General features: G+C 42.8%; 20 protein-coding genes. 10 read left to right on the top strand and 10 right to left on the bottom strand.

What is annotated here, in order from left to right:
- Positions 1–48: 48 nt before the first annotated feature.
- The 8 genes from MN200_RS12315 to sdsA all read right to left on the bottom strand — a co-directional run bounded on the left by MN200_RS12315 (position 49) and on the right by sdsA (position 10,691).
- Positions 49–486: a heavy metal-binding domain-containing protein gene (locus MN200_RS12315; RefSeq protein ID WP_114392763.1), complete on the bottom strand. Its 438-nt coding sequence runs from the start codon at positions 484–486 to the stop codon at positions 49–51.
- Positions 487–489: 3 nt separating this feature from the next.
- Positions 490–846 (bottom strand): YbjQ family protein, encoded by a 357-nt coding sequence (locus MN200_RS12310; protein WP_058870126.1) that lies wholly within the window; start codon positions 844–846, stop codon positions 490–492.
- A 103-nt stretch (positions 847–949) separates the two neighbouring features.
- Positions 950–2,407 carry a multidrug efflux RND transporter AdeIJK outer membrane channel subunit AdeK gene (gene adeK, locus MN200_RS12305; protein ID WP_242760533.1) on the bottom strand — a complete coding sequence of 486 codons (1,458 nt, stop codon included), beginning with the start codon at positions 2,405–2,407 and terminating at the stop codon, positions 950–952.
- Positions 2,407–5,586 carry a multidrug efflux RND transporter permease subunit AdeJ gene (adeJ, locus tag MN200_RS12300; protein ID WP_058870124.1) on the bottom strand — a complete coding sequence of 1,060 codons (3,180 nt, stop codon included), beginning with the start codon at positions 5,584–5,586 and terminating at the stop codon, positions 2,407–2,409. Before adeJ ends, adeK begins: the two co-directional genes overlap by 1 nt.
- A 12-nt stretch (positions 5,587–5,598) precedes the next feature.
- Positions 5,599–6,843, bottom strand: a complete 1,245-nt coding sequence (locus tag MN200_RS12295; protein ID WP_058870123.1) for an efflux RND transporter periplasmic adaptor subunit — start codon at positions 6,841–6,843, stop codon at positions 5,599–5,601.
- 25 nt (positions 6,844–6,868) lie between these two features.
- A complete protein-coding gene (locus tag MN200_RS12290) occupies positions 6,869–7,480 on the bottom strand; it encodes a phosphatase PAP2 family protein (RefSeq protein WP_242759480.1) in 612 nt (203 codons plus the stop codon).
- A 146-nt stretch (positions 7,481–7,626) separates the two neighbouring features.
- On the bottom strand, positions 7,627–9,681 hold the full coding sequence (locus MN200_RS12285; protein WP_114392773.1) for a site-specific recombinase: 2,055 nt from the start codon (positions 9,679–9,681) through the stop codon (positions 7,627–7,629).
- A gap of 32 nt (positions 9,682–9,713) precedes the next feature.
- Positions 9,714–10,691, bottom strand: a complete 978-nt coding sequence (gene sdsA / locus MN200_RS12280; RefSeq protein ID WP_178904501.1) for an All-trans-nonaprenyl-diphosphate synthase — start codon at positions 10,689–10,691, stop codon at positions 9,714–9,716.
- Positions 10,692–11,158: 467 nt separating this feature from the next.
- On the opposite strand from sdsA, the gene rplU reads away from it, so the two are divergent.
- The 8 genes from rplU (at position 11,159) to MN200_RS12240 (ending at position 18,524) form a co-directional block, all read left to right on the top strand.
- Entirely contained in the window at positions 11,159–11,470 is a 312-nt protein-coding gene (rplU, locus tag MN200_RS12275; protein ID WP_004695441.1) for a 50S ribosomal protein L21, read from the top strand.
- Between the two features lie 19 nt (positions 11,471–11,489).
- A complete protein-coding gene (gene rpmA / locus MN200_RS12270; RefSeq protein ID WP_004695443.1) occupies positions 11,490–11,744 on the top strand; it encodes a 50S ribosomal protein L27 in 255 nt (84 codons plus the stop codon).
- A gap of 182 nt (positions 11,745–11,926) precedes the next feature.
- Positions 11,927–13,324, top strand: coding sequence for a YadA-like family protein (locus MN200_RS12265; protein ID WP_242759477.1), 1,398 nt, complete (start codon positions 11,927–11,929; stop codon positions 13,322–13,324).
- A gap of 220 nt (positions 13,325–13,544) precedes the next feature.
- Positions 13,545–14,243, top strand: coding sequence for an outer membrane lipoprotein chaperone LolA (gene lolA / locus MN200_RS12260; RefSeq protein WP_010327331.1), 699 nt, complete (start codon positions 13,545–13,547; stop codon positions 14,241–14,243).
- Positions 14,244–14,374: 131 nt separating this feature from the next.
- Positions 14,375–15,187, top strand: a complete 813-nt coding sequence (locus MN200_RS12255; protein WP_010327330.1) for an RsiV family protein — start codon at positions 14,375–14,377, stop codon at positions 15,185–15,187.
- A 100-nt stretch (positions 15,188–15,287) separates the two neighbouring features.
- On the top strand, positions 15,288–16,559 hold the full coding sequence (gene serS / locus MN200_RS12250; RefSeq protein ID WP_004695457.1) for a serine--tRNA ligase: 1,272 nt from the start codon (positions 15,288–15,290) through the stop codon (positions 16,557–16,559).
- A 76-nt stretch (positions 16,560–16,635) separates the two neighbouring features.
- The gene (cysG, locus tag MN200_RS12245; protein WP_242759474.1) at positions 16,636–18,012 is read left to right on the top strand and encodes a siroheme synthase CysG; all 1,377 of its coding nucleotides are present in this window, start codon (positions 16,636–16,638) and stop codon (positions 18,010–18,012) included.
- A 32-nt stretch (positions 18,013–18,044) separates the two neighbouring features.
- Positions 18,045–18,524: a tRNA (cytidine(34)-2'-O)-methyltransferase gene (locus MN200_RS12240; RefSeq protein WP_242759471.1), complete on the top strand. Its 480-nt coding sequence runs from the start codon at positions 18,045–18,047 to the stop codon at positions 18,522–18,524.
- A gap of 24 nt (positions 18,525–18,548) precedes the next feature.
- On the opposite strand, the gene MN200_RS12235 is transcribed toward MN200_RS12240, so the two are convergent.
- A complete protein-coding gene (locus MN200_RS12235) occupies positions 18,549–18,935 on the bottom strand; it encodes a helix-turn-helix domain-containing protein (protein WP_242759469.1) in 387 nt (128 codons plus the stop codon).
- 115 nt (positions 18,936–19,050) lie between these two features.
- Between MN200_RS12235 and MN200_RS12230 the strand changes: the two genes are divergently transcribed.
- Together MN200_RS12230 and MN200_RS12225 are read left to right on the top strand one after the other, a co-directional pair.
- The gene (locus MN200_RS12230) at positions 19,051–19,833 is read left to right on the top strand and encodes an SDR family NAD(P)-dependent oxidoreductase (RefSeq protein WP_242760531.1); all 783 of its coding nucleotides are present in this window, start codon (positions 19,051–19,053) and stop codon (positions 19,831–19,833) included.
- A 95-nt stretch (positions 19,834–19,928) separates the two neighbouring features.
- The gene (locus tag MN200_RS12225) at positions 19,929–20,483 is read left to right on the top strand and encodes a flavodoxin family protein (RefSeq protein ID WP_234304616.1); all 555 of its coding nucleotides are present in this window, start codon (positions 19,929–19,931) and stop codon (positions 20,481–20,483) included.
- Positions 20,484–20,548: 65 nt separating this feature from the next.
- Here the strand turns inward: MN200_RS12225 and MN200_RS12220 are convergent, their stop codons facing one another.
- A complete protein-coding gene (locus MN200_RS12220; RefSeq protein ID WP_242759467.1) occupies positions 20,549–21,943 on the bottom strand; it encodes an APC family permease in 1,395 nt (464 codons plus the stop codon).
- Positions 21,944–22,180 lie beyond the last annotated feature (237 nt).

Genomic DNA, 22,180 nt, shown 5'->3' with positions numbered 1-22,180 from the left:
TCATGCTGTTTGAGTTTAGTGAATGGATGATTGGTCAATAGTCGCTGTTTAAGGATTTTGAATGGCAGTCCCATAAGCAAAGACTTCGACCATACCGCCTTGTATGCCCATTTCTGTGGTCGCCAGTCGCATACAAGCAATATGCGTTGCGCCATGTTTTTCCGCTTCAAGTTTGAGTCGAACGATGGCTTCACGACGGGCGCGATCGACAACACTTTCATAGCTGGTGAGTCTACCCCCAAAAAAGTTTTGCACGGTCGCCAATACATATTTGAAATAATCATGAGAAATCACAACATTGCTACTGATCATGTGCCCAGACTGCTCGAAGCTTACTTTGCGTAAATTACCCACAGTAATGTAAGCAAGACGCTTCTCATTCTGTTCAAGCTCCGCCAAATGTTTACGTTCATTGTAGCGACCAAAGCCAAAACCGACGCTAAAGAGCACCGCAAAGATCAGCAGTTGGAAAACTAAACTTTCCATCGCTTAGGCCTGTGTTGGAAATGGATCGGGGAGATGGTTGTCTAACGGTGTGACACGGACCGCAGTGCCATAAACAAATAACTCAGATGCACCTTGGGCAATATTAGAAGTTGAAAAACGAATACCCACAATGGCATTGGCCCCTAAGCCATGTGCTTTTGCAATCATACGATTCATGGCTTCTTGGCGTGATTCTTCTAAAAGCTCGGTATAAGCAGTGAGTTCACCACCGACAATATTTTTTAACCCTGCCAAAAAGTCACGCCCGACATGTTTACTCCGAACCGTACTGCCGTAGACCACATCCAGTTGTTGGGAAATGCGATGTCCAGGAACAGACTCAAGGTTACTTAAAAGCATAATATTCAATATTCAAATGGTTTGATTATCTTTGAAGATAGGAAATTGCTCAGCAAAAAGCAATAAAAAAGCCCACCGAAGTGAGCTTTTGATGTTGCAAACCTTAGTTCGCTGTTTTGTTGTATTTCACATCTGAAGAAGAAGGCTGTTTCACCACTTGATCCGTCGTGTTGGTTTTTACACCGCCACCGAGGGTTTTATACACTTCAACTTGGTTGTTTAAGTTTGCTTGTTCAAGCAATAACAACCCTTGTTCCGCTGAGTACGATGTACGTTGTGCATCAAGTACAGTCAGGTAGTTGTCGATACCTGCACGGAAGCGTGCCGTTGAAAGCTTATAGGTGGTGTTGGTTGCATCTACCAGACGACGTTGCGCTGCTAGACGGTCACCAATATTTTCACGTACTGCCAAGGCATCATTCACTTCACGGAAAGCGGTTTGAATGGTTTTTTCATAATCTGACAATGCAATTTTTTGGTCAGTTTCTGAAATCTTCACATTGGCACGACGTGTGCCCCAGTCAAAGATTGGAATATCCAAGCTTGGGCCAAGTGACCATACAAAGGCACCTGATTTAAACAAATCGCTTAAATCTGTCGATGCATAACCCGCTGTGCCTGTTAAGCTGATGGTTGGGTACAACTGTGCTTTTGCCGCACCAATGTTGGCACCCGCAGCAGACAATTGATATTCCGCAGCACGGACATCAGGACGGTTATTTAACAAGTCGCTTGGCAAGCCCGCTGTCAACGCCGTACTTTGGGTAATGCGTTTCACAGGTTGAGGAGACAATAAGTTTGCAGGAACAGGCTGACCCACCAACAGGTTGAGTAAGTTCTGTGCTTGTGCAAGTTGAGTCTTGTAGTTCGCAACGTCATTACGCGCAGTTTCAACCGAAATTTGCGCTTGACGTACAGGGACTTCGCTGTCGATACCGACATCAAAACGTTTTTTGTTTAGATTGTAAGACTCAAGCTGCGCTTTTAAGGTTTGGTCTGCCAGTTTTAAATTGGCATTAGCAAACGAATAGCTCAGCCATGCTTGAGCAACCTGACCAATCAACGAAATTTGTGTTGCATCACGTGCACTTTGAGTCGCCAAATAGCTGTCTAAAGCATTGTCTTTTAAGCTACGAACACGACCCCAAAAGTCTAACTCATACGCAGTTACGCCAAGGCCAACATTATACGTTGTGATTGGCTTATTCGAGCTGAGTGTATCTTGGCGAAGCACACTACCACTTGCACCAATGGTTGGTAGTTGGTTGTTTTCGCTAATTTGATACGCTTGCTGAGCACGTTGAATATTTAAAGTCGCCGTACGGAGGTCACGGTTATTGGCTAGTGCTAACTCAATGACTTGGACTAAACGCTGATCAGCAAAAAAGTCTTTATAGCCTTGTTCTGCAACAGATGGACCTGTCGTTGAACCAATATATCCTGTTGGGATATCCGCTTGAGCGACGGGTTCTGGACCACGCATGCTTTGACATGCAGTCAAAGCAAGCGCAAGTGCAGATACCGCAATGCTACGACCTGAAATAGACCATACTTTTTGCATCACGATGTTTGCTCCTGATTATTTTGTTTCTTAGGTTTGTATTTGAAAATACTACGAATCCAAACAAAGAATACTGGAATGAAGAAAATACCCAACAGTGTAGAACTAATTACACCACCAAGGACACCAAAGCCTACTGAATGTTGGCTACCTGCACCAGCACCTGTTGAAAGGGCAAGCGGAAGGACACCAAAACCGAATGCAAGGGTGGTCATGATAATTGGGCGTAAACGCATTTTTGCAGCATGAAGGGTTGCATCAAACAAGTCTTCACCTTGTTCTTGCAACTCTTTTGCAAACTCTACGATCAAGATCGCATTTTTCGCAGAAAGACCAATCACGGCAACAATCGCAACTTGGAAGTAGATGTTGAACGATAAGTTTGGATCGCCCTTAATGATCATACCTAACCATGTCAGTGCAAATGCACCAAGAATACCGAGTGGTACAACTAGTAATACTGAAACAGGGATAGACCAACTTTCATACAATGCGGCAAGACATAAGAAGACGATAAGCATTGAAAGAACAAGCAGCGGAGCTGTTTGATTGCCCGAATCACGTTCTTCTAAAGATAAGCCTGTCCATTCATAGTCGAAACCTTGTAAGCCCATAGAAGGTAACTTACCAATAATTTCTTCCATCGCGAGCATTGCATCACCAGAGCTGACACCCGGTGCAGGCGTACCTTGAATGTTAACAGATGATACGCCGTTATAACGCTCTAGACGTGGTGAACCATAGGTCCATTCACCTTTGGCAAAGCCAGAGAAAGGAACCATTTCGCCTTTGTTGTTACGCACATACCACTTGTTCAAGTCTTCAGGCATCATGCGTGTATCCGCTTCACCTTGGACATAAACTTTCTTCACACGACCACGGTCAACGAAGTCATTGATATATGAACCACCCCAAGCCATGCTCATGGTGCTGTTAATATCGGCAATACTGACACCCATTGCACCTGCTTGCGCTTGATCAATGGTGATCTGGTACTGTGGTGTATCTTCTTGACCATTGGGACGTACACCCGCAAGACGTTTGTCTTGTGATGCCATACCTAAAATCGCATTACGAGCAGCAATGAGTTTTTCATGCCCTTGACCGCTGGCATCTTTTAACTGGATATCGAAACCAGAAGCGACACCCAATTCAGGCATTGCGGGTAACTGCAATGGCATGATGTAAGACGCATCTTTCACAATCATGTTCAATGCCATACCACGTTGAATGATGGCACCGATTTGTGATTCTGGTGTCGTACGCTCACTCCAGTCTTTTAATTTAATAAAGGCAAGACCCGCGTTTTGACCCACCCCTGTGAATGAGAAACCAGCAACTGTAAAGATTGACTCTACATTTTCTTTTTCCTTATTCAAGAAATAGCCTGTCATGGTATCGATGACTTTGTCGGTTCGTTCCAAGCTCGCGCTCGGTGGTAACTGAACCAGTGTCATCACCACACCTTGGTCTTCTTCTGGTAAGAATGAAGATGGCAAAACTTTATAAATGCCAACCAAAGCGGCAATCACAACAATATAAAGTACCCCAGAGAATAACTTGTGGTGGGTCATACGGTTGACACCACCTTGGTATTTTACGGATAGCTTTTCAAAGCTACGGTTAAACCAACGGAAGAAACGCGCGAAAATATTGTTGCTTTCCTGCTTGTTTGGATCGTGCTGTTTTAACAAGGTTGCACATAGGGCAGGGGTAAAGGTAAGTGCTACGATCAATGACAAGATCATCGCAGTAACCAGCGTGATCGAGAATTGACGATAAATTACCCCAGTGGTTCCACTAAAGAACGCCATCGGTACGAATACCGCTGTTAACACACTGGTAATACCGACTAAGGCGCCTGAAATCTGACTCATCGACTTTTCGGTCGCAGGGACAGGTTCCAGATGTTCTTCCTGCATTACCCGTTCAACGTTCTCGACCACGACAATGGCGTCATCCACCAATAGACCGATGGCCAGTACCATTGCAAACATGGTGAGGGTGTTGATTGAGAAGCCGAAGATATTAATCACGGCAAATGTACCCAACACAACCACAGGAACTGCCAATGTTGGAATAATCGTTGCGCGCCAGTTCTGTAAGAACAAGAACATTACGATAAATACCAAGACAACCGCTTCAATGAGCGTGTGCACAACACTTTCAATCGAAAGACGAATAAATGGTGTGGTGTCATAGGCTAGCTTGTCTTTTAAACCGCTCGGATAGTTATGACGTAACTCAGATAAACGTTTTTCAACCGCAGCAGCAGTATCCAATGCGTTGGCACCTGTTGCCAGTTTGATTGCGACACCACCTGCAGGTTTACCATTGAACTTTGAGTCAAATTGATAGTTATCTGAACCGAGTTCGACACGTGCAACATCACCCAAACGAACTTGTGCACCACCTGAGGTATTTTTCAGGAAGATGTTTTTAAACTGTTCAGGGGTTTGCAACATGGTTTGTGCATTTACCGTTGCGTTAAGAACTTGGCCTGCAGTTGATGGCGCACCACCGAGCTGACCCACCGCAACTTGCGAGTTTTGTGCACGAATAGCAGTTGCAACATCATTTGGCGTCAAGTTAAAGCTAGTCAGCTTTGCTGGATCTAACCAGATACGCATTGCATATGAACCACCAAATACTTGGAGTTCACCTACACCTGCCACACGACTCAGTGGCTCAGAAATATTTGAGTTCACATAATCTTTAATGTCAGAAGCAGAAAGGCTGTTATCTGGCGAATAAAATGCAATAACTTGCAAGAAGCTTGCACCAGACTTCGTCACTTTTACACCTTGACGTTGTACGTCAGCAGGTAACAGTGCTGTTGCTGATTGCAGTTTGTTTTGAACTTGTACTTGGGCGATATCTGGATCGATGCCTTGTTCAAAGTTTAAGTTAATAGACGCTTGACCATTACCTGCACTGTTTGAAGAGATATAACGTAGACCATCCAGACCATTCATTTGTTGTTCAATGATCTGAGTAACTGTGTTTTCAACAGTCTGTGCAGAAGCACCTGGATAAGTTGCAGAGATCGTCACCGTGGGCGGTGCAATCGTCGGATATTGGGCAACTGGCATTTTTGTCAGCGTGAGAATACCCGCCAACATAATTACCAGTGCAATCACCCACGCAAAAATGGGGCGATGAATAAAAAATTGAGCCATTCAGTCTACCCCTTATGCGTTTGAAGTAGCTTTTTGTTCAGTTTTTGCACCAGCTTCTGTCTTTTTAGCATCCGTTGTTGGAGCTTGAGGTGCTGCTGCTTTAGGTTGATACGGTTTCGCAACAACTTTCTGTTCAGCTTTAACTTTCGCTATTCCGTCAACAATAACTTTTTCACCTGTTTTAAGGCCTTCAGTCACAATCCAGTCTTGGCCTTGAATGCCAACTGTGGTGATTTGACGAGGCTCTACTACGCCTTTGTCATTCACAATCATTGCCATCGCTTGACCTGTTGGTGTGCGAGTCACCGCAATTTGCGGCACTAACATCGCATTCGGGATTACGCCTTGAACGATTTGTGCATTGGCAAACATACCAGGAAGCAACAAGTGATTCGGGTTCGGGAACACCGCACGAATCGTCACAGTCCCTGTATCTGGATTGACACTAGCATCAGAGAAAGCTAAACGACCTTCGACTGGATAGTCACTGCCATCTTCAAGTTTCAGCTTCACACGCGTGTTGTTACTGCTGTCTAAGCTACCTTTACTCAATTGTTGACGTAAACGAAGAAGTTCAGAACTCGATTGGTTGATATCAACATAGATCGGGTCTAAACGTTGAATTGTCACCAATGGTTCTGTTTGGTTTGCAGTCACCAAAGCACCGGCAGTAACTGTAGAGCGGTTGGTTTGACCTGAAATTGGTGAGCGGATGGTTGAATAACCTAAGTCCACTTCAGCATTTTTAACTTGAGCACGTGCTGCTGCCACTTGTGCCTCAGCAACATTTACTTGACCCACTAAGTCGTCATAGTCTTGTTTCGCAACAGCGTTGCTTGAAACCAGTTGCTGATAACGATTTAGTTTGGTTCTGAGTGTGCTTAAATTCGCTTCTTGTTGTAATAATGCTGCTTTGGCATTATCAAATGTTGCGCGATTGGTACGAGAATCAAGTTCATAAAGTGCCTGGCCTTCACGTACATAACTGCCTTCCGCAAACAAACGTTTTAGAATGATTCCACTCGTTTGTGGGCGAACTTCAGAGATTTCAAATGCCGTGGTTCTGCCAGATAACTCTACAGATTGTTCTACATTTTGTGGTTGTGCAACAATGACACCGACTTCAGTAGGTGGCATTTGTTGAGAAGCGCCAGCTTGCTGCGCATCCTTTGGATCTTTGCTACAACCAACAAGTGCAATACTCGTTGCTAATGCGCAAGCGGTAAGGGCTGGGGCCCAAAGCTTTGCCGACATCATAGTTCCACCTCGATTAGATTCTTATCTAAAAATAATGTGTATTTAATTGGGTATATCTGCCGCACAAGATGTAAAGCAGTGAAATCCAGATAATACTAATGCTCCAACCTGCGAGAACGTCGGATGGGAAATGTACTCCAAGATAGACTCTTGAAATTCCCATCATCAGCATCCATAAAAGAGCAATGGATACAACATGACGATGTGCAGAAAATGGTCGACTTAAGAAAATGGCAAGACACGCCAAAGTGGCAGCATACATACTGTGCGCACTCGGAAAGGAAGCACCATAGCTCGTCACTAGGTGAAACATTTCTGGTGGACGTGGTCTTGAAATTAGAAATTTAAGTAGCCAAGCAGAAGCAATACTTCCAACAACGCCTAAACCAATAAAAACAACATCTCTATACTTTTTATACCATGCATGATGGAAACACCATAGAGTGGTTAGAAATAATACAAACGGCATGCCACCGAGTGCCGATAAAAGTATTGCAAGTTTATCTATAGGCTCAGTTCTTAATGTGCTGAAATATTCGACCATCGCCAGATCTAAAGCGGTGAGTGGTTGAATGCTTAGAGCTAATGCACTGATTATAAATAAAATAATACCGATAAAAAGCAACAAGTAAGGCATGCTGGAACTCGTGTCATTTCAACCGATTTAAGCGCGGTTATTTACTGGGTTAAAGTGTACTCATCAGTACACTTTAATTCAAGTGTTGATTAATCATGTATAAAATTTTGTTCACAGTGTAACAAGAGCTCAAAATGGGTACAAAATCATTTTGTATGGTGTTTTGTATTGTTCGAACTTTCATCAACTTCAAGAGGCACTTTTGGTGGCCAAAAGAAGTCACTTGGTCGCGTTAGAAAATGGGTTAAAACCAATTTTGCTAACGGTTTCCACTGTTCAAAACGTACCCGACGTGCGCGTAAAGCCACAATAATCGTGAGGGTAAAACTGACAAATAAGTTCGTCAGGCCAATAGCGAGTACCCCGAGGAAAGATACAATAATCAAGCCAATCTCAGGACTACCATTAATATTCATCAGGCCTTGAATGAAGTTTGCTGAAGCAAAGGCAATATGGCGAATATCTAGGGGTAAACCCAAAATATAACCAATGGTTCCCATACTTCCTAACATAATCCCGAACAGAAAATTACCCGCCAACGCACCTAAGTTACGCTCTATATAGCCTGCAAATTTGTCGAGTCGTTCTTGCCCCATGATGGTTTTGAGACGGGGGTGTGCTTTTAAGCGAGGACCAACTTTGCGGTAGACTGCCATATTATCGAAATATCCCGCCAGCAGACCTGACAAAAATAAACACACGCCAGCAATAGCAGCATGGGGAATGGCTAAAGAGGTAAATGGATTCAGGTCGTGTAGTGTTTTGCTGGCTTTTGCATGTGTCATCAGAGGTTCGTGTAGCCCCGTTGCCCAAGCCCATGCAATAAAGGCTGCAACGGGTATGGCAATCGAGATATTTCCCAAAATAGCAATGAACTGGGTACGGATAATATTGATAATCAATGCTGCTAATTCAGCAATTTGCGCGGTTTTAGAACCTTTGCGGTGTTGTACTGTTGCTGCAAGGGCTGCAGCAGTCATTGCGGGTTGTTTGGTCGCTACAGTAAAGTGCAAGACATGAATCAGCATAAAACCTAGTGAGTAATTCATACTGTAAATAAAGGCTTGCATGAGTGGTGCCATGACCATACGTGCCGACAAGGTTTTGAGCGTTGCCATAATGGCAATAATAACTCCTGCACCCGCTGCGGACTTATACATGGCTAAAAAGCCTTGTTTGTCTGTACTTACATAGTGTTCCCCGGTTTTACTGGCATTTTCAGTTACCTGTAACGCAATTAGTTCACTATTGGTAGTGAGTAGAGAGCGTACGCTGCGTTCGCTATAAATCGCAGCGGTAATATCGACCAAGAGCATACTCACCGCTTCATAGTGTACTTCGCCTTCTTCTACAATTAAATTGAGCAACAGTTCGACGCGGTCTAAGCATTGCTCAAGTAAGGAAATCAGATAGGTTAAACTGACACTGACCCCAATGCGTTTGGTCGCACGACGAATTTTTAATACCACATCACGACACTGCTCAATCATGACCAGTGCTTGAGAGGCGTCGGGTGGGGCAACCACACTCGAGGTTTCTGCCTCTTGATGTGCTTTTTTATACTGTTGAATGAACTCGATAATTTCGCGGTTCTGAACTAAAAAAGGCGATTCATATTCGGTCAGTTCAGGATGTGCATTAATAAACTCTGGATATAAACCAATACCACTAATCCGATAAGATAGCACCGTAATGGCTTTAATCACTTCACTGCGAATTTTGACTTTTTCTTTTTGATTGGCATGCCCGTGATTGAGCAGGTTCAGTAGTTGTAGCCAGTCACTGTCTCGGATGTTATCGAGCCAATATTTATCACTTCGGTTGGGGAAAACGCGACGGACTAAATCTTGCAGTTGAGTTTCGTCATTAATCAGCGGGAGAAAATGTGCCCCTAAACGCTGCGACAATTGGTTCCAAAACCCATCTAAAGACAAGATGCCTGTGTCGGCATAAAGACTGGTTTGTTTATATTGGGAAATAAGCCGCAGCACAAAGCTTTGTAAGGTCGATGCGGCATCGGGAGTGATGAGTAATGCTTGAATGAGCGCTTGAAATTTGTAATGGATTTCATCGATTTGATACGCATCCGTTGGACGAATACGCTCCACCAACTCAATTAAAAGTTGATCATTTAAAACAGCTTGAGGTTGCTCAAGCTGTTGCTGCATTTGAAAAAACAGATCATTAAATTTTATATGCATAGGCAAGTTAAAACATTTTAAAGCATCATTTGTTATTGAATTCGATGTAAAGCCAGTTGGGTTAAATTGATCAGTGCTTGACGATATTGGCTGTCAGGTAAAGCCTGTAAGGCTTGAAGTGCTGCTTCGGTTTCTTCATTCGCCCGTTGTCGACAGTAATCTAGCGCGCCAGAACTGTTTACGATCGCAATCACTTGATCAAGATCCGCTGTTCCGCCTGTTGCAATACTTCGACGAACAACGTCATGTTCTTCACCCGTTGTATTTTTCAATGCTGAGATTAACGGCAAAGTTGGTTTACCTTCCATTAAATCATCGCCAATATTTTTACCTAATGTTTCAGCATCTGAGGTGTAATCTAAAATATCATCAATGATTTGAAAGGCATTGCCAAAGTGGCCTGCAAATAAACGCAGCGGTTCACGGTACTGCGGTGTCCCAGAGAGAATTGCAGCACCTTCAGTTGCCAGTTCAAATAAACGTGAGGTTTTACCGTGAATAATATCTAAATACGTTTGTTCTGTAGTTTCAGGTTGGTGCTGTGCTTGAAGTTGTAGCACTTCACCTTCAGCGATTTCACAAGTTCCTGTAGAAAAATCTTTGAGTAAGGTCATATCACCGAGATCGACCAATAAATCAAAGGCGCGTGAAATCAGAAAGTCACCCACCAGTACAGCGGTTTGATTGTTCCAAGTTGCATTGGCCGTTGGGCGACCACGACGTAAGCCAGATTCATCGACCACATCATCATGGACTAAGGTTGCGGTATGCAGCATTTCAATGATGGCAGCAAGTTTGCGCTGGCGTTCCAAGTCTTCTGCACCACAGGCTTTGGCAGCCAATAAACACATAATGGGACGCATGCGTTTACCACCTGCTTCAACCACATGTTTACTCACCGCCATGACTAATGCCACTTTAGAGGTAATGCCTTCATTAATAAATGTGTCCATCGTGGCAAAGTCTTGAGCTACAGGGGCGAGAATATCTTGCTTAAAGTCGATGGTCATTTGAAGAGCGGCCTCATCTATATAAAGTGATAAAAATCAGCATTACCAGTATTGTGTAAATAGGGATACCTGTCTAAATGATTCATTTTAATCATAAATGAGACTCGCTAGTGTGCGAGGCTGTATTTTACGAAAGACAGTTCCTTATTTCCCCAATGTATAAGCGTACTGCATTTGTAGGCTTATTTACATTTTTAAAATCAATTCATCCATACTATAGCGGATTGATTTTAAAAATCTATTTCATTGTAAGCAAAGTCAAGCCAGAGTTGAACTGTAATTTGTTGATTGAGTTTTTCTCGATTATTAAATAATCGTTAATTTAGTCTAATAAGTTCGGCAAATCTCTTGTTGTTTGAGTCAATATCACTTAAAATCCTTGCCCTTGATTAACCCCAGTGGCGTTCGTATTAAGATCGATATCTTCCTTTATCGGCACGACGACACGGGCATGTTTGGAGTACATTATGTACGCAGTAATCCAAAGCGGTGGTAAACAGCACCGTGTTGTAGAGGGTGAAACCCTTAAAGTTGAATTGTTGAAAGCTGAAACTGGCGCAACTATTACGTTTGATGACGTATTAATGCTAGTAAATGGCGACAGCATTCAAATCGGTGCTCCAGTTGTTGCTGGCGCTACTGTAACTGCTGAAGTAGTTAGCCATGGTCGTCACGACAAAATCCGTATTGTAAAAATGCGTCGTCGTAAACACTACCGTAAACAACAAGGTCACCGTCAATGGTTCACTGAGTTGAAAATTACAGCTATTTCAGGCTAATCACGAGGAGTAATGAGACATGGCAACTAAAAAAGCCGGTGGTTCGACTAAGAACGGTCGTGATTCGAACCCTAAAATGCTTGGTGTTAAAATTTACGGTGGTCAATCTGTGACTGCTGGTAACATCATCGTTCGTCAACGTGGTACAGAATTCCACGCAGGTCAAAACGTTGGTATGGGCCGTGACCATACTTTGTTTGCAACCGCTGACGGCGTAGTAAAATTCGAAGTGAAAGGTCAGTTTGGCCGTCGCTACGTAACTGTTGAAGCGTAAGTTTTAATAGTAAGAAAAACCCACATTTTGTGGGTTTTTTTTCGTCTATTCATATTGTTAGCTTATTTTTCTTGTGTTTTTATATTTTGAAATAAAGCACCAAATACTAATAAATAGTGATGTGTATCACAAAAAAATAGGTGTGTAATAAAGAAACAAAATTAAAAGAAAGGCAGACGGATATGAATAAAATAGATACAAATGTCTTGGGCAATCCAAGCAACCAAGTAGCAGAAGTTCTTGGTCAAAAGTTAAAACAAGAGCAAAGTCATATCAGCGTTGCAGTCAAAAATGTAATTCAGCAGTACACACTTGAACCTAATCAATATGTTCGTATTGAAAAGTTTACTGCAAAAGTATTGTTACTTAGTGCCTTGATGATGACTGCAAATAGTGTTTGGGCAACCAATAATGATAAAGAAAGATGTGATGGGTGGGGTGCTACTTGGTATTGTCCAGGAACTCCAGGTCCTCAAGGGCCTACTGGTCCTGCTGGGGCAGATGGTGATAGTGCTTATCAGGTAGCTGTGAACAATGGTTTTATAGGTACTGAGGAGGCATGGTTAGAGAGTTTGCAAGGTGCAACTGGAGCGCAAGGTGAACAAGGTCTCCAAGGTTTACAGGGTGAGCAAGGTATCCAAGGTGTGAAAGGTGATACTGGAGCGCAAGGTGAGCAAGGCCTCCAAGGTTTACAGGGTGAGCAAGGTATCCAAGGTGTAAAAGGTGATACTGGAGCACAAGGTGAACAGGGCCTTCAAGGTTTACAGGGCGAGCAAGGTGTAAAAGGTGATACTGGAGCACAAGGTGAACAGGGCCTTCAAGGTTTACAAGGTGAGCAAGGTATAAAAGGTGATACTGGAGCGCAAGGTGAGCAAGGCCTCCAAGGTTTACAGGGCGAGCAAGGTATCCAAGGTGTAAAAGGTGATACTGGAGCAACAGGGGCACAAGGTTTACAAGGTGTGCAAGGTGAAACGGGAGCAACAGGATATAATGCTTATCAAGTTGCGCAAGTTAATGGTTTTAACGGAACCATCACCGAATGGCTCGCGAGCTTAAAAGGCGATATGGGTAACACAGGGATGACTGGTGCAACAGGTTTTAGTGCTTATGATGTTGCAGTTGGTAATGGTTTTGAGGGCAGCATTACTCAATGGTTAGCAAGTCTTAAAGGTACAAACGGTACCAATGGGATCTCTAAAGAAGTGATGGATGCTGCTGACACCTACATCCTGAATCAAGCAAAAACTTATGTGAACCAAGTTGGGCAACAAACCCTCAATCAAGCAAATGCTTATACGGATAGTCGTGTAAATGCCTTGAACCGAGACATGCGAAAACTCGAAGATCGAACCTATGCAGCAGTTGCATCAAGTATTGCGATAGCATCTTTACCGCAACCGACAGATGCTGGCTACAATATGTTTAGTGCCGGTGTGGGTACATGGGAAGGTGAGCAAGGTTATGCTTTTGGTCTCAGTGGTGTGACTGAAAGTAACAAATATGTATACAAAGTAGCTGTGACAACCAATAGTGAAGGTGATTTCGGTGCAGGTGCAGCAATTGGTTGGCAATGGAAATGACAGTGATAATTCTTAACCTCAGTTAGAAAAGCCTCTATTGATTTAGGGGCTTTTCTATGTATAAAGGACACATCTCATCTTCATCATGATGGATATTTCACAACATTAAGCACAAATAAATATACAAATCTTCTTATATTCTCAATTATTAGCCATAAAATTTGATTTAAGATAGCTCATCTAACAAATTGCGACTGCGCAAATTATAAAAGGTGATATTATGAAAATGCTTCGTAAGACTTTATGTGCAATGACAGTAGGTGTAGTAACACTTGGCCCTGTTATGAGCAGTACAGTATTTGCAGCTCCGGTTGCAGCATCGGAGCAACAGGCGACGACGAGTTTAGTGAAACAGTTGAGTGGTATTCAAAGTATCAGTTCTAACTTTGAGCAAACCACCAAAGTCACAAATTCATCTAAAGCACCGAAGAAACAAGGTTTATCTGCTCAGCATATGAATCAGACCTTTAAAGGGGTGATGAAAGTTGAGCGTCCAGGAAAATTCTATTGGGAAACCACAAGCCCTGCAAAACAAACCATTGTGACTTCGGGCAAAACGGTTTGGATTTATGATCCAGACTTACAGCAAGCAGTTCGTCAGACTTTAGATGAACAGGTGGCGAATACCCCTGCACTATTATTGTCAGGGAATACGGAACAGATTCGTAAGTCATATCGTATTACGCAACCAAATCAGAGCAAAACCTACTATACCTTGTACCCAAAAAGCGATGATGGTGCATTTCAAAGCTTGACGATCAGTTTTGGTGCGAAAAATGCGCCGACGCTAATGATCTTAGAAGATTCTTTGGGACAAACAACCTATGTGCGTTTTAATAACACCAAGGTAAATACCAATATTCCAGCTTCAACCTTTAATTTTACTCCGCCTAAAGGCACAGACATTATTGACCAATAATATGAGTCTGTTGTTCAAAACCACCTTCGGGTGGTTTTTTATTGGGTCACGTTCAGTTACATAACGTGGTGGGAAGTTATGGCTGTGCTTTGTATAGTCTGTGCTATTGAATACTTAACTGCGGGTAAATCATGATATTACTTCATAACAATAAAATTGGATCTGTCTTCGCAATGATGTTGTGTACGGGGTTGCTGAGTGCATGTCAGCCACAAAATGACAGTAACGCTGCAAAAAGTGAAGAGACAACTAAACCAGCTCAAGTCACACAGACTTTGCCACTGATTGAGGCAAAAGTTCGACCATTACAATTGGCACATTCTATTGCTTGTGATGAGGAAGGATGTACCCAATACCAGCTGTACAGCTTGGAAACCAATGTCCCATGGATCAATCAATATTTTGATGAACGGATGAAAAAAGCCAATCCTGTGGCATTTGAAAGTTTGAAGCAGTCAAAGCCACAGATTGATGAAAACATGCTCAGTGAAACTTTGTCTGATGTCCGTTATGTGGCGCAGCGTGGAAAATATGCTGATTTTGTCTTGATGTATTATCACTACCCAGCGCGTGCCGCACATGGCATGTATCACAACGAGTACATCACCTTAGATTTGGCAACGAAAAAACGGGTTGCGCTGAGTGATATCGTGGTAGACAAGACAGAGTCTCAATTATTAGATGCATTGTATGGTGCCAATAGCATGTGGCTGTCCGATCATAATATTTCACGCGAGCAATTGAAGCTGACCGATAATTATTATATGAGTGCCAAAGGTGTGGTGTTCGTCTATCCCTTATACGAATTAGCATCTTATGCAGAAGGGATGTCTGAATTGGTTTTACCTTATCAACAAGCCAGTGGCTTAATTAAGGCGGAATATTTGCCAAGTTTTGTCGATTATGCAGCTGAACGAGAAAAAGCGAGCAAAGAAAAGCCATGAAAATTGCTGTAATAAGCCACAGCTAGTGATAGCGTGACTGTATTTTTCGGCCTGAAGCGCTTACACTATAGCCAGTTTTTTTCTTTGCAAAAGATTGGCTATGATCGACCCGAAATTACTCAGAAATAATATTGAGGCTGTAAATTTAGCCTTAGCAAAACGTGGTGTACAACTGAATGTTGAAGAATGGGCATCACTAGAAGCTCGCCGTAAAGAGATTCAATCCAAAACTGAATCTCTTCAGGCTGAACGTAATTCGGGTGCAAAACAAGTTGGCCAAATTAAAAAAGCTGGTGGTGATGCATCTGAAATTATGACGCGCATGTCAGCGATTGGTGATGAAATCAAAGCCGCAGAAGTCGCTTTGTCTGAATTACAAGCTGAACTTGAAGCAAAATCACTTAGCATTCCAAACTTGCCAGATGAGTCTGTTCCTGAAGGAAAAGACGAAAGTGATAACGTGGAAATCCTCACATGGGGTACGCCGCGTACGTTTGACTTCGAAATTAAAGACCATACTGACCTTGGTGAGTGGATGGGTGGTCTTGAGTTTGAAACAGCGACCAAATTGACAGGTTCTCGTTTCAGCGTGCTCAAAGGACCACTTGCTCGTTTACAACGTGCGATTACACAGTTCATGTTGAATACACATACTTTGGAAAATGGTTATACCGAAGCTTATGTGCCATATTTAGTCAATGCTGACTCACTCCGTGGTACAGGCCAATTACCTAAATTTGAAGAAGATTTATTCAAATTACAAGGTGAAAAAGAGTATTACCTCATTCCAACTGCGGAAGTTCCTGTAACCAACTTCGTGCGTGATGAAATTATTGATGCAGACCGTTTACCACTGAAATATGCAGCACATACGCCATGTTTCCGTAGTGAAGCAGGTTCATATGGTCGTGATACGCGTGGCTTGATTCGTCAACACCAATTCGACAAAGTTGAAATGGTGCAAATTGTTAAACCAGAAGACTCAATGCAAGCGCTTGAAGAGCTTACAGGTCATGCTGAAGGGATCTTGAAAGCACTTGGTTTACCGTACCGTAAGATCATTCTTTGTGGTGGTGATATGGGCTTCGGTGCAACTAAAACTTACGATCTTGAAGTCTGGGTACCAAGTCAAAATACGTACCGCGAAATTTCTTCATGTTCAAACATGGGTGACTTCCAAGCACGTCGTATGAAAGCACGTTACCGTGCAGACCAAAAGAAAACTGAATTTGTACATACGCTGAATGGTTCAGGTTTGGCTGTGGGCCGTACTTTACTTGCGGTCATGGAAAACTACCAACGTGCTGATGGTTCGATTGAAATCCCAACCGTGCTTCGTCCATATATGGGCGGTGCTGAGTACATTGACTAATAAAGTCGATGTACTGCACAGTTTTGTGCACAATAATTGCTTTAAGACAGTCAGATAAAACTCATTGAGGTCGTGTGTGGATATTTTTCCAATCTCTTTAAAGTTGCAACAGCAACCTTGTCTGATTGTCGGCGGAGGGCATATTGCTTACCGTAAGGCAGTGTTGTTACATAAAGCAGGGGCAGTGATTCATATCATTGCTCCTGATATTGATGAAAATTTATTGCAACTGGTTGAAGAAAGCCAAGGGCAATATATCCAAGCGCTATATCCTGCGCAGATCCAACTCAATGACTATCGTTTAGTGATTGCTGCAACAGATGATTATGCGGTGAATACTCAAGTCTTTGAGGACTGTGAAGCGCTGAAAATACTGGTCAACAGTGTTGATGATCCACCACATTGTCGTTTTATGGTTCCTGCCATTGTCGATCGTTCGCCTTTGGTGATTTCAGTGGCCAGCAATGGTACATCCCCCGTGTTATCTCGCCAAATTCGAACCCAGCTTGAAACCAGTATTCCACATGGGATGGGTAAGCTGGCTGAATTTTCAGGAAAATGGCGTGCAGCGGTGAAAGCGAAGATTTCCAATCCTGACGAGCGCCGTGTTTTCTGGGAAGATCTATATGCAAGTCCACTGAAAGAACAAGTTTTTCATGACAATCTGACAGAAGCAGATAGTTTAATCGAGCAAGCACTGGCAGAGTGGAAAACCCCGAAAGGTGAAGTGTATTTGGTTGGTGCAGGTCCAGGTGATCCTGAGTTGCTGACCCTTAAAGCACTGCGTTTGATGCAACAAGCCGATGTGGTGATTTATGATCGTTTGGTTTCCCCTGCGATTATGGAACTCTGTCGCCGAGATGCAACAAAAATTTATGTGGGTAAAGCCCGTTCTAACCATGCTGTTCCGCAAGAAGGCATTAATGCCTTACTAGTGGAATATGCCTCAAAAGGTCAACGTGTTTGCCGTTTAAAAGGTGGTGATCCTTTCATCTTTGGTCGTGGTGGTGAAGAAATTCAAGAACTTTTTGCCGCTGGTGTGCCATTTCAAGTGGTGCCAGGGATTACTGCCGCTTCGGGTTGTTCGGCTTATGCAGGCATTCCTCTGACACATCGCGATTATGCACAAAGCGTGCGTTTCCTTACCGGACATTTAAAAGAAGGTTCGCCTGAGTTACCGTGGGATGAGTTGGTCTATCAGAATCAAACGCTTGTGCTGTACATGGGCTTGGTTGGTTTAGAAAAAATTTGTGAAAAGTTAATTGAGAATGGCCAGCGTCCAGATATGCCCGTTGCTTTGATCTCGAAAGGTACCACGCCAGAACAAAAAGTGGTGGTCGGAACCTTAGCGGATATCGCATCAAAAGTTGAAGAAAATCATATTCAAGCGCCTACATTGACCATCATTGGTGATGTAGTAAGCTTGCGTGAACAATTACAGTGGCAAGATTAATTATTGCTATATTGAAAGAGTAGAGAAAAGCTGTGATCCATGTTGTTTTATACGAGCCCGAAATTCCTGCAAACACAGGCAATATCATTCGTTTATGTGCCAATACTGGAGCGCAGCTGCATTTGGTTAAGCCACTCGGCTTTGAACTGGATGATAAAAAACTCAAACGTGCAGGTTTGGACTACCACGAGTGGGCGCGCATGCAAATTTGGGAAACATTCGATGAGTGTTTAGCAAATTTAGCTGAAAAAGGTGTCGATATAAACGCGATTTATCCTCTAACCACCAAAGGAACGGAAACGCCGCATACTTCGGATTTGAATCGTCCCGTGGCGTTACTTATGGGACCTGAGACGCGTGGTCTGCCTGAACAGATTCGTATGCTGTTTCCAAAAGAGCATTGGATTCGTTTGCCCATGGCTGAAAACTCGCGCAGTTTGAACTTATCCAATGCGACAGCTGTGATTGTGTATGAAGCATGGCGTCAGCAGGGTTTTAAGCCTTTAGCCTAATCAAATTGCTGTGATAGAGTCCGCTTAAGCGGACTCTGTTTTTTCTAGCTTCTGATCGAATCCAGCTCTGGATTTTAAAACTTTAAGCATATTGGCTTCGACCCAATCTTTCATTTGATAGGCATTTTGAGCAAAGTCTTTGCCAATCTCGGTTAACGCATATTCCACTCGAATCACGTTGTCTTCATGAATGGTTCGCGTCAAAAAACCATCGCGCTCTAAGATCTTTAATTTTTGTGACAGCACTTTAGGTGAAATACCTAAAACATTTTTCTTGAGCTCATTAAAGTGTTGCGACTCTTGATCCAGCGTATACACAATCAATAAAATCCACTTGTCTGCAAATTTTTCAAAAAAAAGACGAGCAGGACAATCTGGATGAAAAATATTAAATTTCATTGGCTTATTCATTTCTAACCATGCTCCTTTTACGTTCTATCTTCATTTGAAACAATCAAACAGACCAGTTACTAGGTGGTAACTAATTGATACTAAGTTTCATAAGTGTATCATGAATACAGACTTAATGCAGCGCTGTCATCAGACTACGCTTTCACAAGATACTGGCAATTGGATGGATCACATGATGAAAGTTTCAGAGGCTGTTGTTTTTATTACGGGTGCGAATCGTGGCTTAGGACTTGCCATCGCTCGGGAGGCACGTCGTCAGGGCGCTAAAAAGATTTATGTGGGTATGCGCCAGATCGGCAGCTTTCAGGAAGAGGGGCTTATTCCGATTCAACTCGATGTAAATGATGAAGCATCTATTCAGCAGGCAGCAGAACAATGTGCAGATACCACGATTCTTGTGAATAATGCGGGCATTGCACTTTTGAATGAACATCCTGTCGAAGCCAATATTATTACGACTACGCAAAAGATTTTGGAAACTAATTTATTGGGCTTGATGCGGGTGACGCAAATTTTTGCTCCGATCTTACAAAAGAACCAACAGGCTTATGTGGTCAATATTCTCTCAGATGTATCTTGGGAGCCAAGCACTTTTTTGACCAGTTATGCCATTTCTAAAGCGGCAGCATGGTCCTATACCAACTCAAGTCGTCAGTGGTTGTCTCGATTTAATATTCAGGTCATGGGGGTGCATGTGGGTTTTATTGACACCGATCTGACTCGTTCATTACCCATTACTAAGATTGCGCCAGAAACAGTGACTCAAGAAATCTTTCAAGGCATCGAGCAAAATGCTTACGAAGTTTTGGTCGGTGAAAAGACCCAGCAGTTGAAACAGGGCCTAAGCGATGAAGTTGCAAGTTATGTGAAACTTAAGCCCGATCAGGCAAGTGTTTAAGATATTTCATACTGTTTATTTTTAATGGTTTACGTGGCGCAGCATCATGATTGACGCAGCGATGCCAATCAACCAATTCAAAAGAGGAAACTAAAATGTCGAATATTTCAGTGGTTTTTTATTCAGGCTATGGACATACCAAAGTGATTGCACAAACTTTTGCGCAAGAAATTGGTGCAAATTTGGTGGAGATTGACCCAAATGGAGACATTCCAGAGCAAGATTGGCTGACACTGGATCAATCTGATGCAATTGTATTAGGTGCACCAACTTATATGGGCACTGCGCCGTGGCAATTTAAAAAGTTTGCCGATGCATCTTCAAAAAAATGGTTTACTCGTGCATGGCAAGATAAAATTTTCGGTGGCTTTACCAATAGTGCAAGCTTAAATGGTGATAAGCAAGTGACCTTAATTCAACTGCAAACACTTGCATCGCAGCATGGCGGTATTTGGGTAAGCTTGGGCTTATTGCCTGCCAATAGTAAAGCGGCAACCCGTCAAGATGTAAATAATTTGGGTGGTTCTGTAGGTTTGTTGGTTCAATCACCATCGGATGCAAGTACGGATGAAATCCCAGCCGGGGATCTCGAAACCACAAAAGCCTATGCACAACGTATTGCTAAAATGACTAAACAATTTAAGGGCTAGTTTTTTAGCTCTAGTTTAAAAAAGAAAAAGACGCACTTGGCGTCTTTTTCTTTTTGAATGAAAGATTAGAGCGGATCGTCAAATTCATTATGTTGTGGTGCAGGTTGCTTAAAGCCTTTGGTTTTATAACCTAAGTATAAAATACCAAACATTGCCCACCATAAACCGAATTTCAACGCGGTTTCTTCAATTTCTAGCCACATGGCAAAGATACTGAGGAATCCACACATTGGAATTATCACAAAGCTAAAGATATCTTTAATATTCTTTGTGCGGCCATCACGCAGTGCATATCTTGAAATCACCGATAAGTTTACAAAGGTAAATGCAGTTAATGCACCGAAGCTGATCATCGAAATAACGATGTCTAAGTCCATGAAGCCAGCTGTTAATGCTACAGCACCTACAATGAGAATGTTATAAGACGGTGTAAAGCTTTTCGGACTAATATGGCCAAAAATCTTCTTGTTAATTACGCCATCGCGGCCCATCACATACATTAAGCGTGAAACGCCTGCATGTGCCGAAATACCCGATGCCATAACAGTCACAATTGCGAAGTACAACACCACCGTTTTAAACGCAACGCCACCGACGGCTTGTAAAATGTCAGGCTGTGTTGCAGCAACATCTTCAAAGTAAGTCTTTGGATCGTTCGGGAAGTAAATCTGCATGAAGTAGGTGCTGATAATAAAAATCACACCAGCCAAGAGTGCCGTTAAGAAAATCGCTTTAGGTAGTGTTTTCTCGGTATCTTTTGTTTCTTCTGCCAGCGAGCTGAGCGAGTCAAAACCTGTGAATGAGAAGCACAGCAAAGTTGCACCTGTAATCAGGGCACCCAGTGAAGTAAGCTCATTCCAGAATGGCTCTAAACTCCATAACTGATATTTTGCATTGACCAAAGTACCATCTGCGTTGACACCACCAGCAAGCAAGCTGTAAACCATCCACGTGAAGTAAGCAATCACACCTAATTGGACAAAAACGATCAAACCATTAAAGTTTGCAACGAAGCGTGCACCACGTAAGTTGACCGCGGTCATAAATGCAGTTAAACCTACCACCCAGACCCAATGGTTTACATCAGGGAATAAGGCTTCAAGGTAAATCACGGCAAGAATGATGTTGACCATTGGAGACAATAAATAGTCTAACCATGATGACCAACCGACCATAAATCCGACATTCGGATGGATGGATTTTTGTGCATAGGTATAGGCCGACCCTGAAGATGGGTAACGACGAATCATGTGACCATAACTCAAAGACGTGAGCAAAATGGCAACTAGTGCAAAAATATAAGATGTGGGTACGTGAAAATGACTTTCTTCCGATACTAAACCGAAAGTGTCGAATAACGTCATCGGTTGAATATAGGCTAAACCAATAATAATGATGTGCCAGAGCCCTAGCGTTTTTTGCAGTTTAGCTGCCGATTGAGTCCCAGAGATATTTGTCAACGGCGTTATCCTCTTAATCGTTGATCAAGGATCAGTCATGTTTGTTCAGGATTGTTTGAGACGAACAATCCCCCCTACATAAAAAGTAAAAACGCGCCAATCTACTCCATAATGATGCGCTTTGTCAGTATCTTTGTTTTCTTTTTTAGCAGAAAATATGCCACATTGATGAAAAAATATCAGAAGCAGCAGTCTACCAATGAAAAGCCCGATGTTTAGAAAAACATCAGGCTAGAT

This window comes from Acinetobacter sp. LUNF3 (genome assembly GCF_022699605.1).
Classification (GTDB): domain Bacteria; phylum Pseudomonadota; class Gammaproteobacteria; order Pseudomonadales; family Moraxellaceae; genus Acinetobacter; species Acinetobacter johnsonii.
Note: the sequence above shows the minus strand (reverse complement) of the source record. Positions and strands in the feature narration are given on the sequence as shown.